At 52.2% G+C, this 14535-nt stretch carries 16 protein-coding genes; 2 read left to right on the top strand and 14 right to left on the bottom strand.

What is annotated here, in order from left to right:
- Positions 1–91 precede the first annotated feature (91 nt).
- The 12 genes from mprA to AL515_RS18905 all read right to left on the bottom strand — a co-directional run bounded on the left by mprA (position 92) and on the right by AL515_RS18905 (position 11525).
- Positions 92–622, bottom strand: coding sequence for a transcriptional repressor MprA (mprA, locus tag AL515_RS18965; RefSeq protein ID WP_005122929.1), 531 nt, complete (start codon positions 620–622; stop codon positions 92–94).
- Positions 623–712: 90 nt separating this feature from the next.
- Positions 713–1048: an L-valine transporter subunit YgaH gene (ygaH, locus tag AL515_RS18960; RefSeq protein ID WP_005122930.1), complete on the bottom strand. Its 336-nt coding sequence runs from the start codon at positions 1046–1048 to the stop codon at positions 713–715.
- Positions 1038–1775, bottom strand: coding sequence for an AzlC family ABC transporter permease (locus tag AL515_RS18955; RefSeq protein ID WP_061068442.1), 738 nt, complete (start codon positions 1773–1775; stop codon positions 1038–1040). The genes ygaH and AL515_RS18955 overlap by 11 nt, the downstream gene beginning before the upstream one ends.
- A gap of 122 nt (positions 1776–1897) precedes the next feature.
- The gene (locus AL515_RS18950; protein ID WP_061068441.1) at positions 1898–3082 is read right to left on the bottom strand and encodes an MFS transporter; all 1185 of its coding nucleotides are present in this window, start codon (positions 3080–3082) and stop codon (positions 1898–1900) included.
- 191 nt (positions 3083–3273) lie between these two features.
- A complete protein-coding gene (proX, locus tag AL515_RS18945; protein WP_061068440.1) occupies positions 3274–4269 on the bottom strand; it encodes a glycine betaine/L-proline ABC transporter substrate-binding protein ProX in 996 nt (331 codons plus the stop codon).
- A gap of 189 nt (positions 4270–4458) precedes the next feature.
- Positions 4459–5523 (bottom strand): glycine betaine/L-proline ABC transporter permease ProW, encoded by a 1065-nt coding sequence (proW, locus tag AL515_RS18940; RefSeq protein WP_048213004.1) that lies wholly within the window; start codon positions 5521–5523, stop codon positions 4459–4461.
- Positions 5516–6718 carry a glycine betaine/L-proline ABC transporter ATP-binding protein ProV gene (gene proV / locus AL515_RS18935; protein ID WP_061068439.1) on the bottom strand — a complete coding sequence of 401 codons (1203 nt, stop codon included), beginning with the start codon at positions 6716–6718 and terminating at the stop codon, positions 5516–5518. Before proV ends, proW begins: the two co-directional genes overlap by 8 nt.
- A gap of 354 nt (positions 6719–7072) precedes the next feature.
- A complete protein-coding gene (gene nrdF / locus AL515_RS18925) occupies positions 7073–8032 on the bottom strand; it encodes a class 1b ribonucleoside-diphosphate reductase subunit beta (RefSeq protein WP_061068438.1) in 960 nt (319 codons plus the stop codon).
- A gap of 10 nt (positions 8033–8042) precedes the next feature.
- Positions 8043–10187 carry a class 1b ribonucleoside-diphosphate reductase subunit alpha gene (gene nrdE, locus AL515_RS18920; RefSeq protein WP_061068437.1) on the bottom strand — a complete coding sequence of 715 codons (2145 nt, stop codon included), beginning with the start codon at positions 10185–10187 and terminating at the stop codon, positions 8043–8045.
- Positions 10160–10570, bottom strand: a complete 411-nt coding sequence (gene nrdI, locus AL515_RS18915; RefSeq protein ID WP_061068436.1) for a class Ib ribonucleoside-diphosphate reductase assembly flavoprotein NrdI — start codon at positions 10568–10570, stop codon at positions 10160–10162. Before nrdI ends, nrdE begins: the two co-directional genes overlap by 28 nt.
- Positions 10567–10812, bottom strand: coding sequence for a glutaredoxin-like protein NrdH (gene nrdH, locus AL515_RS18910; RefSeq protein ID WP_061068435.1), 246 nt, complete (start codon positions 10810–10812; stop codon positions 10567–10569). Before nrdH ends, nrdI begins: the two co-directional genes overlap by 4 nt.
- Positions 10813–11093: 281 nt before the next feature.
- Positions 11094–11525, bottom strand: coding sequence for a carboxymuconolactone decarboxylase family protein (locus AL515_RS18905; protein WP_061068434.1), 432 nt, complete (start codon positions 11523–11525; stop codon positions 11094–11096).
- Positions 11526–11615: 90 nt separating this feature from the next.
- On the opposite strand from AL515_RS18905, the gene pdxR reads away from it, so the two are divergent.
- Together pdxR and AL515_RS18895 are read left to right on the top strand one after the other, a co-directional pair.
- Complete coding sequence (gene pdxR / locus AL515_RS18900; RefSeq protein ID WP_061068433.1) at positions 11616–12950, top strand: MocR-like pyridoxine biosynthesis transcription factor PdxR; 1335 nt, start codon at positions 11616–11618, stop codon at positions 12948–12950.
- 248 nt (positions 12951–13198) lie between these two features.
- On the top strand, positions 13199–13549 hold the full coding sequence (locus tag AL515_RS18895; protein WP_061068432.1) for a DUF2002 family protein: 351 nt from the start codon (positions 13199–13201) through the stop codon (positions 13547–13549).
- Positions 13550–13587: 38 nt separating this feature from the next.
- Here the strand turns inward: AL515_RS18895 and alaE are convergent, their stop codons facing one another.
- Together alaE and AL515_RS23870 are read right to left on the bottom strand one after the other, a co-directional pair.
- A complete protein-coding gene (gene alaE, locus AL515_RS18890) occupies positions 13588–14037 on the bottom strand; it encodes an L-alanine exporter AlaE (protein WP_016154144.1) in 450 nt (149 codons plus the stop codon).
- Between the two features lie 35 nt (positions 14038–14072).
- Positions 14073–14396 (bottom strand): hypothetical protein, encoded by a 324-nt coding sequence (locus AL515_RS23870; protein WP_225807918.1) that lies wholly within the window; start codon positions 14394–14396, stop codon positions 14073–14075.
- Positions 14397–14535 lie beyond the last annotated feature (139 nt).

Here is a 14535-nt window from a genome sequence, read left to right as displayed (position 1 = left end):
AGCCGACCTGTTTATCAGACAGGCCAGCAGTATGCGTGCTGGCCTGTCGGTTTTTCATTTATAAATCTGGATTTCTGAGCGAGTCAGCGCGTTAGCGCAGCGCTTCTAACACCGCGCCATCCTGCTCCATCTGATCAAGACGGGTCAGAAGTTTACGGGTGATATGCTCAAGTTGATCTTTTTCGGTGGTGCTGAGAGATGACCAAAGCTGATGAAGGCAGTTATGCTGAGGCGGTAATACCTCCTGCAAAAAAGCATGGCCTTTTTCGGTCAATTGCAGATGCAGACAGCGGCGATCGTTATCGCTTTCGCGGCGCTCGATCCAGCCACGCTTTTCTAACTCATCCGCGATACGGGTGGCGTTAGTCCGTGACGAGCCAAGTGCGCAACTCAGTTCAGAAGGCTGAATACTGTGGTTTTCCTGAGACTCCAGCGTAATCAACGCCATAAACAACGTCTCGTTAATCCCTTGAGCTTTCAGCATCTTATTGCGGTTTTCCAGCAGCTTGCCCTGCATATGCATGCAAAGACGAGTCAGAAGCACTTCCTGATAAGGGAACTCTTCGTAGCGGCTGGCGCGAAATTTTAGCATTTGTTCAATGGGCGTAAACGAACTATCCATTTGGGTATAACCTCATTAATTTCAGCCGATATAGTAACGACAGTGACAAATAAAGTAAATGTATTATTTATTTAAAATGATTATTTTAATCTATAAGACAAACAACATTTTCCAGGCTAATCCATAGCCCAGGGCACTCAGTAAGGTCGGAATGATGATGCTGCGGGTCTTATAGAAGCTTGCACCCAGTACCACAAACCCCACCAGCGTAGGCACAAAACGACGGGCGTCGTGCATCACTTCTGGCGCAGTAGACACCACCAGCAGGGCGCAAATTGATGCAATACCGATGGTGTCGAGTAATATTCCAGTGGCTCCGCGTTTTGTCGGGCGCACATTCCCCATTCGCAGACGCAGTGGTAAATAGCGAAAACAGTAATTGACGCAGCCGACCAGCAGGCCGAGCAGCAGAACCTCATAACTCATCAGGACCTCCCTGCCAGAACGACTGAATGAGCGCGGTCAGGCATCCACAGGCTATGCCCGCCAGGATGGCCGCCGGGATAGAGAACAGCGTCACGCCAGCCAGCGCACCGGCTAATGCCGCCGTGACGCATAGCGTTTGCTTACGCTGGAAAGAGGCCAGCAGAAAACTCATAAACAGTGCCGGGAGCATAAACCCCAGCGCCGCTTCTACCGCCGGGAACCCCTTCAGTAAGCCAGTGCCGGAAAATGCGCCGATCACCGTGCCAAGCACCCAGGAAGCCCAGGAGCATAGCGCGATGCCAATCATCCAGTTTTCACTCCAGCGCCGGTTATCCCGCACCAGCTTCGCCGTTGCCGCGGCAAAGACTTCGTCGGTGAGGCCAAAGGCCCATAGCGCGCTTTTAGGTTTGCTCAGCTGTCGGGCGATACGGCTACGCAGAGAAGGGCCGTACAAAACGTGGCGAACATCCATCGCCATGACGGTCAGAGCCGCGACCCACAATGAGCTGCCTGCGGCGAGCATGGTTGTGATGACAAACTGGCTGGCGCCGGCGTAAATGATGCAGGAGAAAAAAATGCTTTCAACGGGAGTAAAGCCCAGGCGAGTCGCATTCATACCAAATGCAAATGCGACCGGAATATAACTGATAACTATCGGTAGGCTGTCTTTGAATCCTTCAGTTAACGTTGCAGAACGGGATTCAGACTGGGGAACAGGGCTTTCCATAGGATTATAGGCTTCATTACCGAAATTAAAATAACCTGGCTCAATGCGTTATAACCTTAGCAGACTGATGGGCTCCTTAACACCCTGAGGAGCCCAATCAAAGATAAACAGACGTTATACGCCTAATTTACGGCTTCCTGGCGGTGAAAACCTCGCCACCAGACCAGCAGGTTGAGTACGGCAACAGTCACACCTGCCAGACAAACGCCAGCCCAGCTGGCATGCTGCCAGGCTGAAGCTGAAATCAGCGAACCTGCAGCACCACCAATGAAATAGCTGGTCATGTACCCGGCAGTCAGGCGATTACGTGCGTCCGGGTGAATGCGATAGATAACGGTCTGGTTGGTGATATGTACCCCCTGAACGGTCAGATCCAGTACCAGGATACCGATAATCAGCATCGGCACTGAAGTATGTCCGAACCAGATAGCCAGCCAGGAGAGCAACAGTAGCAGCAGGCCTGCGGTAGTCGTGAGGTGTGATTTACCCTTATCGGCAAAACCGCCCGCCGGACGAGCGCCTAACGCACCGGCGGCCCCGGCCAGACCGAACAGACCAATCATCCCCTCTGAATAGTTAAACGGCGGTGCGGCGAGTAAAAATGCCATCGATGTCCAGAGGATACTGAAGTTGGCAAAGGTCAGGCAGCCCAGCATCGCGCGGGTGCGGAGTAATTTATCGTGGATAAACAGGCTAAACACGGAGCCCAATAGCTGCGGGTAGTTAAGATGGGTCTCTGATTTCATCTTTGGCAAACCACGCCACAGGGCAATCGCCATCAACGCCATCAATACTGAGGCCACCCAAAACACGGTGCGCCAGCCGCCGAGATTCGCCAGCAATCCTGCAACCGTTCGCGCCAGCAAAATCCCCAGCAACAGGCCGCTCATAATCGTGCCGACAACCTTACCGCGCTTGTCTGGCGTGGCGAGCGTCGCCGCCAGCGGAACCAGGATCTGTGCCACAACTGAGAACAACCCGGTTAGCGCAGTACCGAGGATCAGCATCCCCAGCGACTGACTGCTGGCAGTAATCAGCATGCCGCCTGCGGCGAGCAACGTCATCGAGACAATCAGCATCCGGCGTTCAAACATATCGCCAAGCGGTACCAGAAACAGGAGCCCTGCAGCGTAGCCAAGCTGGGCTGCAGTGACGATAAAGCCCGCAGTACTGGCCGACAGCGAAAAGTTTCTCGCGATGGTGTCGAGCAGCGGTTGGGCGTAATAGTTACTGGCAACGGCGAGGCCGGTCGCCACAGACATTAAAACAATCAGTGCCGGGCTAAGCCCGTGAGTGGGTTTGGTCATTGTTTTCAACTGAATAATGGGGTGCAGAAAACAATCATAACGGAAGTGATTAAATGTTGCTGATTTGTTGGGTGATGGATTGTGCGGTGAGGGAGGGGCGTGTAGGCCGGATAAGGCGCATCGCGCCACCATCCGGCATTGGTGTGGTTACCGGGCCTGATAGCGCTATACTTATCAGGCCTACGGGTGGGTTATTTCTGCGCAGCCAGCGCTTCTTTCACCCAGCCGTCGAACTGCTGCTGGTGGGCTTTGATCCAGCCGTCAACGTGGCCCTGAACGTCAGCTTCTGAGGCTTTCCCATCATGCATCATTGCGTTCTGTGCGTTGATATCCGCCAGCGGCAGCTTCATGATGGCAAACAGTTTCGCTGCAGCCGGGTTTTTCTCCGCCCAGGCTTTATTGGCGACGATATGCATCGTGTTCACCGGGAAGCCGTAGTTGGCGCCGTTTGGCAGCTTGGTATCAATATCTTTCTGTTCGCCAGGCAGGGAAGAGAACGGCACCTGCAGCCAGACCACATCTTTGCCCGGTTTCATCACGTCGCTCACCCAGTATGGTGTCCAGGTGTAGTAAAGAATGGGTTTACCTTCTTTAAAGCGGGTAATGGTATCGGCCATCATCGCCGCATAGTTACCGTGGCTGACCTCGACTGTTTTTTCCAGATCGAAGGCTTTGTTCTGGTGGTTAATAACCGCTTCGCAGCCCCAGCCCGGTGAGCAGCCCATCATGTCAGCTTTACCATCGCCGTTAGTATCAAAGATTTTGGCGATCTTCGGATCTTTTAGCTGGGCAATATTGGTGATTTTGTACTGCTCAGCGGTTTTTTTATCGATCAGATAACCCTGTGCGGCACCCGTAACAAATATCCCCTCGCGATAAAACTTTTTGTCTCCACCCGCTGCGGCGTACATATCATCATGCAGCGGCTGCCAGTTCACGGCGGTAAACGTCGCATCGCCAGAGGCAATAGAGGTATAGCCGACGTTGTAGTCAACTTCGCTGGTTTTGTTAACGGTGTAACCCAGTTTCTCCAGCGCACGGGCGACTAACTGCGTCTGGAAGGATTCTTCAGAGATGGTGCTCTGGATTGGCTGTACAGTGATGCCTTTGCCCGGCAGGTCGGCAGCGAAAGTGCTGGTGGAGACAAGGGTGGCAAACGCTGTGGCAATAATGATTTTCTGTCGCATCGTTGTTCCTTATTGCACTTCATCCTTCAAGCCGCCTCTTTGTTGGCTGCATTCATGCACCCCAGTCACGTACTACTTGTACGCTCCTGGGGATACATTCGTTTGCCGCCGCGATGCAACTTGAACGATTTTGCGCAAGTTAATGAATTGTCGGCCCGGTAAGCAATGCGCTACCGGGCAGCGGGTGAATTACTTCGTGAAAGGGCGAGTGATAAGCCCAACAGGACCGGTGGTGTACCAGCGGCGGTTGCCACGGCTACGTGAGTCGCGACCGACGGCCTGCGTCAGGCGATCCAGAATGATGGCGAGGATCACAATCCCAACTCCGCCGACGGTGGCAAGCCCCATATCCAGACGACCGATACCGCGCAGAACCATCTGACCCAGCCCACCGACGGCGATCATCGACGCGATGACGACCATGGAGAGTGCCAGCATCAGCGTCTGGTTCACCCCGGCCATAATGGTGGGCATCGCCAGCGGGAGCTGCACTTTAAACAGCATCTGACGCGGGCTGGCACCAAACGAGCGCGAGGCTTCAATCAGATCGGCTGGCACCTGGTTAATCCCCAGAATAGTCAGACGCACAATTGGCGGCAGGGCGAAGATAATCGTCACCACCACGCCCGGGACGTTGCCAATACCGAACAGCATGACAATCGGCACCAGATAGACGAACGCAGGTGTGGTTTGCATCGCATCCAGCAGTGGCCGAACAATCTTCGCCGCACGCGGGCTGCGCGCCAGCCAGATCCCCATTGGCAGACCGATCACCACGCAGAACAGCAGCGCGGTTAACACCAGCGCCAGGGTGATCATGGCTTGCGACCAGGCACCGATAGCACCGATAGCAATCAGTGAAATCAGCGTGGCGACGCCCATTCCGACGCCAGAAATTTGCCACGCGATAAGCGCAAAAATGATGATGGCGACCGGCGCAGGCATACCCAACAGCAGTTGTTGAAAGCCGTTGAGAATGTAATCCACTGGGACACGAATGCCCTGGAAGACCGGACGGAAATGGGTGACCACCCAATCAATCCCTTCGGTGACCCAGCTATCCAGCGGGATCAGCGTTTTATGGAATGGATCCATAATGTTGAAATGTTCTGGTGCCGGCGCGGGGGCGCTGGTCAGCCAGTCTGCGCTACCACCGTCGGCAGGCGTGCCTGCGGGCGTCCCCCAGGCATCAGCAGATTGCGCGGCGCTATCGGCCGCAGGTGTGGTATCCCACGGATTAGTTTGATCAGCCATTGTTTACCCCCTCACGATCTAAAGCCTGTAACAGCATGCGTTTTGAAATGACGCCCACATACTGCTGTTCCTCATCAACAACCGGCACCGCGCACGGGGCCTGGCCGACATGAGAAAGTAACTCGCTGAGAGGAGTTTGTGCATCTACGGCTAACGGCTCATCGATCAATGCCGCTTCAATACCTTGCGCCTGACTTAACGCTGTTTTTAAGGAGTCGATCGACACCACGCCGACGAATTTATTGCCGCGTTCGATCACGTAACCATATTCACGATCTTTGTCCTGCAGTAATTGCAGGGCTGAACGAGGGCCGACGCCTGGTGTTTTACGAATTAGCCCTTCAGGGCTACGACGGGATATATCTTTCGCACTGAAGACCTGGCTAATATCAACGCCACGGAAGAAGGTGCGTACATAATCATTGGCCGGATTATTCAGAATTTCATCCGGCGTGCCGACCTGCACCACTTCACCGTTTTGCATAATGGCAATTCTGTCGCCAATACGCATGGCTTCATCAAGATCGTGGGAAATAAAGACCACGGTACGTTGATGCTTCGCCTGCAGTTTTACCAGCTCATCCTGCATCTCAGTACGAATTAATGGATCGAGGGCTGAGAAGGCCTCATCCATTAATAAGATGTCAGGATTAATGGCTAATGCACGGGCGAGGCCCACACGCTGGCGCATCCCCCCGGAAAGTTCATCCGGGTAGCCGTGAGCATAATTCTCCAGACCAACCTGACGTAGCGCATCTAACGCTTTTTCACGACGTTCATCCGCACCAACACCGGCTAATTCCATGCCGAATGCCGTATTGTCCAGCACCGTCATGTGCGGCATCAGGGCAAAGGACTGGAACACCATCGCAATCTTTTTTCTGCGCACCTCGCGAAGCTCAGCATCGGATATCCGGGCGATGTCTACGCCGTCAATCAATACCTGCCCGCGGGTGGGTTCAATCAGGCGATTGAGAAGGCGTACCATTGTGGATTTACCCGAACCGGATAATCCCATGATGACAAATATCTCGCCTTCTTCAATGGCCAGACTGGCGTTCTTAACGCCAAGCGATAGCCCTGTTTTATCCAGAATTTGCTCTTTTGAAAGTCCTTTTTCAATATATTTGAAGGCTCTCTGCGGATGCTCTCCAAATATCTTATAGAGATTTTTAATTTCTAATTTAATTGCCATGCAATAGAATGATTCCTGTTATTTGTTTATATCGATATATTACCTGATGGAAATAGTGACCTTTTTCTACCCTAACATACTGAGAATCTGAGACAACCCTGAATTTGGTTGTGGCATGAATATTGCCAAACGTCAGATGGCGGAATTTCCCATGATATAAGGGCTGAGCGCGGATGAGCCGTGAGGGATATTTTTTGTAAATGGCACTGAAAATGCGCCTGAATTGTTGAAATACAGGCGAATATTGCGGCTGATATTGAGTGTAGATCACTCAATCCTATTTGTGTGATAAAAATGTGATCTCGTTAAAATATTAACGCGGAAAATGTAAGGTATTTCCCGCGGAAGGAAACGTTAAAAATTCCAGTCGTCATCTTCGGTTTCGACCGCTTTTCCCATCACATAGGATGAGCCAGAACCCGAGAAGAAATCGTGGTTTTCGTCAGCGTTGGGTGAGAGTGCAGCGAGGATTGCCGGGTTCACATCCGCCATTTCTGCCGGGAACAGGGCCTCATAACCTAAATTCATTAACGCCTTATTGGCGTTGTAGCAAAGGAAGGCTTTGACGTCTTCCACCCACGGGGTTTCCGCATACAATTCCTCCGTATAACGAACTTCGTTGTCATATAATTCCATCAACAGATCGAGGGCATAATTCTGTAGCGCTTCACGCGTCGAGGGTGAAACGTGCTCCAGACCTTTTTGATATTTATAGCCAATGTAATAACCATGAACCGCTTCATCACGAATGATCAGGCGGATAAGGTCAGCGGTATTCGTCAGCTTGCCGCGGCTGGAGAAATACATCGGTAGCCAGAAGCCGGAATAGAACAGAAAGGATTCCAGAAATACGCTGGCTATTTTCTTTTTCAACGGCTCCGCGCCGGCGTAATGCGTCAGAATTATCTGTGCCTTGTGCTGGAGTGGAGTATTTTCTTCACTCCAGAGGTAAGCCGCATCCACATCTTTGGTCTGACAAAGCGTGGAAAAAATAGAACTGTAGGAACGCGCGTGCACGGCTTCCATAAAGCTGATATTCGACAGTACCGCCTCTTCATGCGGCGTGATTGAATCCGCCATCAGCGCGGGGGCTCCGGCGATATTCTGAATCGTGTCGAGCAGCGTCAGACCGGTAAATACGCGGATAGTGAGCTGCTGCTCGGCAGCGCTCAACGTTTGCCAGGCTGGGATATCATTGGAAAGCGGGACTTTTTCCGGTAGCCAGAAGTTACTGGTCAGGCGATTCCATACCTCAAGGTCTTTATCATCTTCAATCTTGTTCCAGTTGATGGCGCTGACGCGAGATAGTTTCATTTGGTTCTCCTTACAGTGCGCATGACACGCAACCCTCAATTTCGGTTCCTTCCAGCGCCAACTGGCGTAACCGGATGTAGTACAACGATTTGATACCCTTACGCCAGGCGTAGATCTGTGCCTTGTTGATATCTCGAGTGGTAGCGGTATCGGGGAAAAAGAGCGTCAGTGAGAGTCCCTGATCAACATGCCGCGTCGCTTCGGCGTAGGTATCAATGATCTTTTGTGGGCCAATCTCGTAGGCATCCTGATACAAGGCCAGATTCTCATTGGTCATAAACGGGGCAGGGTAGTAAACGCGCCCGGTTTTGCCCTCTTTGCGAATCTCCACTTTCGATACAATCGGGTGAATGCTTGACGTGGCATGGTTGATGTAGGAAATAGAACCGGTGGGCGGAACCGCCTGTAAATTCTGGTTATAAATACCGTAGCGCATCACATCTTCATGCAGTTGCGCCCACATCTCGCGCGTCGGTAGCGTAATGCCGCTGGCGGTAAACAGTGCGCGAACCTTGTCGGTTTTTGGCTGCCAGTCGCCCTGCAGATACTGGTTAAAATACTCGCCGCTGGCGTAGCGTGACTGTTTGAATCCGGCAAAGGTTTGACCGCGCTCGCGGGCGATCTTCATTGACGTATTCAGCGCATGCCAGGTGATGGTGTAGAAATAGAGATTGGTGAAATCTAGCCCTTCGGGCGAACCGTAGGCAATCCCTTCCCGCGCCAGATACCCGTGCAGGTTCATCTGCCCAAGGCCAATCGCGTGCGACGCGCTGTTCCCGGCTTCAATGGAAGGAACGCTGCGGATATGGCTCATGTCCGAAACGGCGGTTAAGCCACGAACTGCCGTCTCCACGGTGCGGCCAAAATCGGGTGAATCCATGGTATGGGCAATGTTCAACGAGCCGAGATTGCAGGAGATATCGTGCCCGGTCTGCTCGTAATTGAGATTTTCATCGTAGGTGGAGGCACTGTTAACCTGCAAAATCTCTGAGCACAGATTGCTCATATTGATCCGACCGGCAATCGGATTGGCGCGATTCACCGTATCTTCAAACATGATGTAAGGATAACCAGACTCAAACTGGATCTCGGCCAGCCGCTGGAAGAACTCGCGGGCGTTAATGTATTTTTTGCGCACGCGTTCGTCGGCCACCAGTTCGTCATACCGCTCACTCACGGCGATATCACCGAACGGTTTGCCGTAAATGCGTTCCACGTCATACGGTGAAAACAGCGCCATCCGGGCATTTTCTTTCGCCAGTCGAAAGGTAACATCCGGGATCACCACGCCAAGCGAGAGCGTTTTGATGCGGATTTTCTCGTCGGCGTTTTCGCGCTTGGTATCGAGAAAACGTAAAATATCCGGATGGTGTGCGTGCAGATACACCGCGCCTGCGCCCTGACGCGCGCCGAGCTGATTCGCATAAGAAAACGCATCTTCCAGCATTTTCATGACCGGGATCACCCCGGAAGACTGGTTTTCAATACGCTTAATTGGCGCTCCGGCCTCGCGCAGATTCGAGAGTAAAAATGCCACGCCGCCGCCGCGTTTAGAGAGCTGCAGCGCTGAGTTAACCGCCCGACCAATTGACTCCATGTTGTCTTCAATGCGTAGCAGGAAGCAGGAAACCAGTTCGCCACGCTGTTGCTTACCGCAGTTTAAAAAGGTTGGTGTGGCTGGTTGAAAACGACCAGAGAGCATTTCATCAGTGAGCTGCATGGCAAGCACTTCATCGCCCTGCGCCAGCGTGAGCGCCACCATCGTCACCCGATCCTCAAAATCTTCGAGATAGCGCTTACCGTCGAACGTTTTCAGCGTATAGCTGGTGTAGAACTTCCATGCGCCAAGGAACGTCTGAAAACGGAATCCACTGGCGTGGGCGTGGGCAAATAGTTTCAGCACGAATGCGCGATTGTAGCGGGCTAAAATGCTTTCGTCGTAATAGCCTTCACGAATCAGCGTTTCCAGGCGTTCCTGCTGACTGGCAAAGACCACTGAATGAGGGCGGACGTGGGTAGCAAAAAAAGCCTCCACCGCCTGATGATCTTTATCGAACTGAATACGCCCGGCTTTATCGTACAGATTTAGCATGGCGTTCAGGGCGTGATAATCCAGTGCGGGCTGGATTACGCGTTCTGCGGTTGTCGTTGCCAAAATTCGCTCACTCCTTTTCGAACGTTGTCGATATCGCTTTGGGTGCCCATTAGCTCAAAACGATAAAGCCACGGCACGCCGCATTTTTGTGAAATGACATCACCCGCGCGACCGCATGCATCACCGAAATTGCGGTTGCCGGAGGCGATCACGCCACGGATTAATGCCCGGTTATGAGGATCGTTTAAAAAGCGGATCACCTGACGCGGGACTGCGCCTGCCGTACCGCCGCCGCCGTAAGACGGCACGATTAAAATGTAAGGTTCGTCCACCTGGATCCGCTCGCGTTCATTAAGCGGAATGCGGATGGCAGGTAACCCCAGACGCTGCATAAATCGGTGCGTATTTTCGGAGCTGCTGGAGAAGTAGACGAGCGTCGTCATGCGCTGGCCACGCGTGGTTCCGGATGCAGACGGTTGATCATGTCCGGGCGAAAACCTGACCAACTGGTTTCACCCGCGACCACGACCGGCAGCTGGCGAAACCCTTGATCGCGCAGGCTATCAGCCAAATCGGGCTGTAAATCGACGTTTACCATCTCAAAGTCAAAACCACGGCTTTCCATTGCCCGTTTGGTGGCATGGCACTGAACACAGTTATTGCGAGTGTAAATAATAATACGCATGATTCGTATTTCCATTTAAAAATAAAAGATCGGCGCGATAGAGGACGTCGGGTTGTGTGTGTCCTGATAGGAGGAATACTAGATGTAGTTTTAAAAAGATTCAACCATACAAGATATGGGAATTTTAGATTAATGATGAACTGGGTGATGAGCGTGGCGGGGGAAGGCTAACTGGTGGTTCTAAATTGCCCGATGGCGCTAAGCTTATCGGGCCTACGGGCAACAGGAGAGCGCATCCCAGGCCGGAGAAGGCATTAATGCCGTCATCCGGCAGCGCAAAATTACATACGCATTCCCACCGCCAGACGGTTAAAGCAGTTCATCAGGCTAATGGCAAACGTCAGGTCGCTAATTTCTTTCGCGCTAAAATGGTCGAGCAGCGGCAGATAAACATCATCTTCGGCATGGGTGCTGGCGATATCGGTGACGGATTCGGCCCACGCCAGCGCCGCACGTTCCTGCTCGCTGAAGTGGTGACTCACCCGCCAGCCTGCCAGCGCATCCAGTTTGGCCTGCGCAACACCGGATTTGCGCAGCGCTTTACTGTGCATTTCCAGACAAAAGGCGCAGCCGTTGATTTGCGAGACCCGCAGGTAAATCAGTTCCGTCAGCGTGGCTTCCAGCGCGCAGTTCTCCAGCGCTTTGCTTGCCTGAACCAGAGCGTTATAGACTTCAGGGCTGAGTTCATAATAGGGCTGGCGTAACATGGTCATAGTATTTCTCCTCGTTTGGATGACCCGCAATGTAGCACTATAATGGACTGCTATAGAGAGCCATATTGTTGCCAAAAAAGCAGACCATAAATGCCGCGTTATCAGCACATCGCCCGTCAGTTAAAAAACGCAATTGAGAAAGGTGAACTCAAACCCGGAACCCGATTGCCATCAAGTCGGACCTGGGCCCAGGAATTGGGTGTGTCACGCTCGACGGTGGAAAATGCCTACGCCGAGCTGGTGGCGCAGGGCTGGCTCGCGCGGCGTGGGCAGGCCGGAACATTTGTCAGTGAGCAACTGCGACCCGAAAGGGCGCCTGCGTCTCCCGCGATCTTCGCCGGAGAAAACCCCAGACCGCACCCTTTTCAAATGGGATTACCCGCACTCGATCTCTTCCCGCGTGACGTCTGGGCGCGGGTGATGGGACGGCGTTTACGCACCCAAACGCGTTTTGACCTTGCGGTGGGAGATGTTTGCGGCGAACGCGCGTTACGTCAGGCGATTGTGGATTACCTGCGCGTTTCACGCAGCATTGAGTGCCAGCCGGAGCAGATTTTTATTACGTCAGGCTACGCGGCATCAGTGACGTTAATTCTGCGCGCCCTGTCTCAACCCGGTGAGGGAATGTGGGTCGAAGATCCCGGCTTTCCGTTGATTCGGCCCGTGGTGGCTCAGGAACGCATTGAGCTGATGCCGGTGGCGGTTGATGCCGATGGTCTGGATGTCTGCGCCGGGATCCGCGACTTTCCACAGGCGCGTTTTGTCATGCTCACCCCCGCACACCAAAGTCCGCTGGGCGTGGCTCTGTCATTAGATCGCCGTCATCGGTTGCTGGAGTGGGCGACTCGCGAACAGGCGTGGATTATTGAAGATGATTACGACAGTGAATTTCGCTACCACGGTAAACCGTTGCCGCCGCTTAAAAGTCTGGATGCGCCCCAGCGGGTGATTTATGCCGGCACGTTCAGCAAATCGATGTTTCCGGCGTTGCGCACGGCATGGCTGGTGGTACCCCTGACCCAGGTTGAACGTTTTCGCCAGCAGGCGTCGCTAACGGCCTGTAGCGTTCCGGTTTTATGGCAGCAAACGCTGGCAGATTTTATGCAAGACGGTCATTTCTGGCGGCACTTAAAACGCATGCGCCAGCATTATGCCGAGCGGCGTCAATGGATGGAAAACGCCCTGACCGAACAAGGATTTAATGTCATTCCTCAGGAAGGGGGGATCCAACTGGTGATGACCGTAGACGGCGATGATGTTGCGCTAGTGTGCAAAGCGAATCAGGCCGGGTTAGCCGTTCAGGCGTTAAGCCGCTGGCGAATAACGTCAGAAGGAAAGGGGGGAATATTGCTGTCATTTACCAATATCAGCTCGGCGGAGATGGCGCAACAGGCGGCGTACCAACTGCGGATGGCGCTGACATAAATCTATACCCGTCATACTTCAAGTTGCATGTGCGTTGGCTGCGTTCGTTCACCCCAGTCACTTACTTTAGTAAGCTCCTGGGGATTCGCTCTCTTGCCGCCTTCCTGCAACTCGAATTATTTAGGGTATATACGGTTCTTAAGATATTCGTCCCATCGTGTTCACTCGTTTATGGACTTTTCTGAAAGCGTTGCTAATGCTGAATCAGGTAAGGTAAGCCCGCAGTAAAAGATAACGAGGAAAATAATATGTATTTACGACCTGATGAGGTGGCGCGCGTACTTGAAAAAGTGGGCTTTACCGTTGATGTAGTCACACAGAAAACATACGGTTATCGACGTGGTGAGAATTATGTATACGTTAACCGTGAAGCTCGTATGGGACGTACCGCATTAATTATCCATCCCACGCTAAAAGAGCGCAGCTCTTCGCTGGCAGAACCCGCGACGGATATTAAAACCTGCGATCACTATCAGCAATTCCCACTGTATTTAGCCGGTGAGACACACGAGCATTATGGTATTCCACACGGCTTTAGCTCGCGTATCGCGCTGGAACGTTATCTGAGTGGGTTGTTTGGCGACGTGAGTTCAAACTGATAACGCGACTGGCAGTGCCAGTCGCGATGAGATGTTTTTTACGCTTTAGCCTGGTGGTAGCTGCTGACCTTAAACAGGCGGCGGCAATAATCAAGGAAGTAGCCATACACTGCACCCATCAGCATTGAGACCACGATGTTGGAGCTTACCGCAGCTGTGATCTGGTGCCAGTCTGCGCCAACCGTCAGCAGAATAATCACATATACCGGTGACTGGAACGTGACATAGGCCAGCACATCCGCCAGGTTTTTCCCCCATCCTGCCTGCGTGGCTTTGCGTGCCGCGCGCATAAACAAATCGCGGTACATACCGTATGGCCAGGCGATCAGGATGTTGACGGGGATAGCGACCAGTCTGGAGTACAGTGACTGTTCGAAACTCATTCCTGAAAGGAATATCTCGATCAACATGTTCACGACAGAACAATAAACAACCATCGCGAACGTGTCTGCTACTGCATGACGCAAGCGTGACTGCGGAGAGAACATGTTAATGCTCCTTGTAAAAAGGGGGAAAAAGGTTTTCAATACCTTCTTGCTAGTGATTTGTCTTGCTGCTTTCGCGTTCGAGTAGGATATCTGCCTGGATAATAACTATCAACTAGCTTAAAATTTTTATTTATTGCCTTTTTGTCGATAAAATGCTCTGCAGTGGTTTGTTTTTTGTTCGTTTTGGTATTTTCGTTGTCATGAAAATTAAAACCATTAAAAATCAATAAGTTGTTTTGACTTGTTTTTCTGAACTTTTTGCGCTCCTTTTTGAATGTTGACGAATATTGCGCATATCTACCGCAACGCCTGCGCGATGCCTGTATTGGTTTATCTGGTGCGGCAGCGAGATATCCCAAGTCTATTTATTCTGGTTGCTGGCCGAATATAAAATATCGCTGACTAAAGATCACCGTATGACAAGATAAATAATAATAGCGATTGTCGTTTTAATATCTTGCGACAAAAAAGAGACTGGAAAAAGAAAAAATACTCGCA

The sequence above is a fragment of the Citrobacter sp. FDAARGOS_156 genome (assembly GCF_001559235.2).
Lineage (GTDB): Bacteria > Pseudomonadota > Gammaproteobacteria > Enterobacterales > Enterobacteriaceae > Citrobacter > Citrobacter youngae.
The sequence above is the reverse complement of the archived record's forward strand: the minus strand, read 5'-3'. Positions and strand labels throughout refer to the sequence as shown.

What these genes read in the sequence shown, in the direction of transcription:
- mprA (WP_005122929.1), bottom strand. Translation starts at nt 622, where the DNA reads ATGGATAGTTCGTTTACGCCCATTGAACAAATGCTAAAATTTCGCGCC.
- ygaH (WP_005122930.1), bottom strand. Translation starts at nt 1,048, where the DNA reads ATGAGTTATGAGGTTCTGCTGCTCGGCCTGCTGGTCGGCTGCGTCAAT.
- AL515_RS18955 (WP_061068442.1), bottom strand. Translation starts at nt 1,775, where the DNA reads ATGGAAAGCCCTGTTCCCCAGTCTGAATCCCGTTCTGCAACGTTAACT.
- AL515_RS18950 (WP_061068441.1), bottom strand. Translation starts at nt 3,082, where the DNA reads ATGACCAAACCCACTCACGGGCTTAGCCCGGCACTGATTGTTTTAATG.
- proX (WP_061068440.1), bottom strand. Translation starts at nt 4,269, where the DNA reads ATGCGACAGAAAATCATTATTGCCACAGCGTTTGCCACCCTTGTCTCC.
- proW (WP_048213004.1), bottom strand. Translation starts at nt 5,523, where the DNA reads ATGGCTGATCAAACTAATCCGTGGGATACCACACCTGCGGCCGATAGC.
- proV (WP_061068439.1), bottom strand. Translation starts at nt 6,718, where the DNA reads ATGGCAATTAAATTAGAAATTAAAAATCTCTATAAGATATTTGGAGAG.
- nrdF (WP_061068438.1), bottom strand. Translation starts at nt 8,032, where the DNA reads ATGAAACTATCTCGCGTCAGCGCCATCAACTGGAACAAGATTGAAGAT.
- nrdI (WP_061068436.1), bottom strand. Translation starts at nt 10,570, where the DNA reads ATGACGACGCTCGTCTACTTCTCCAGCAGCTCCGAAAATACGCACCGA.
- nrdH (WP_061068435.1), bottom strand. Translation starts at nt 10,812, where the DNA reads ATGCGTATTATTATTTACACTCGCAATAACTGTGTTCAGTGCCATGCC.
- AL515_RS18905 (WP_061068434.1), bottom strand. Translation starts at nt 11,525, where the DNA reads ATGACCATGTTACGCCAGCCCTATTATGAACTCAGCCCTGAAGTCTAT.
- pdxR (WP_061068433.1), top strand. Translation starts at nt 11,616, where the DNA reads ATGCCGCGTTATCAGCACATCGCCCGTCAGTTAAAAAACGCAATTGAG.
- AL515_RS18895 (WP_061068432.1), top strand. Translation starts at nt 13,199, where the DNA reads ATGTATTTACGACCTGATGAGGTGGCGCGCGTACTTGAAAAAGTGGGC.
- alaE (WP_016154144.1), bottom strand. Translation starts at nt 14,037, where the DNA reads ATGTTCTCTCCGCAGTCACGCTTGCGTCATGCAGTAGCAGACACGTTC.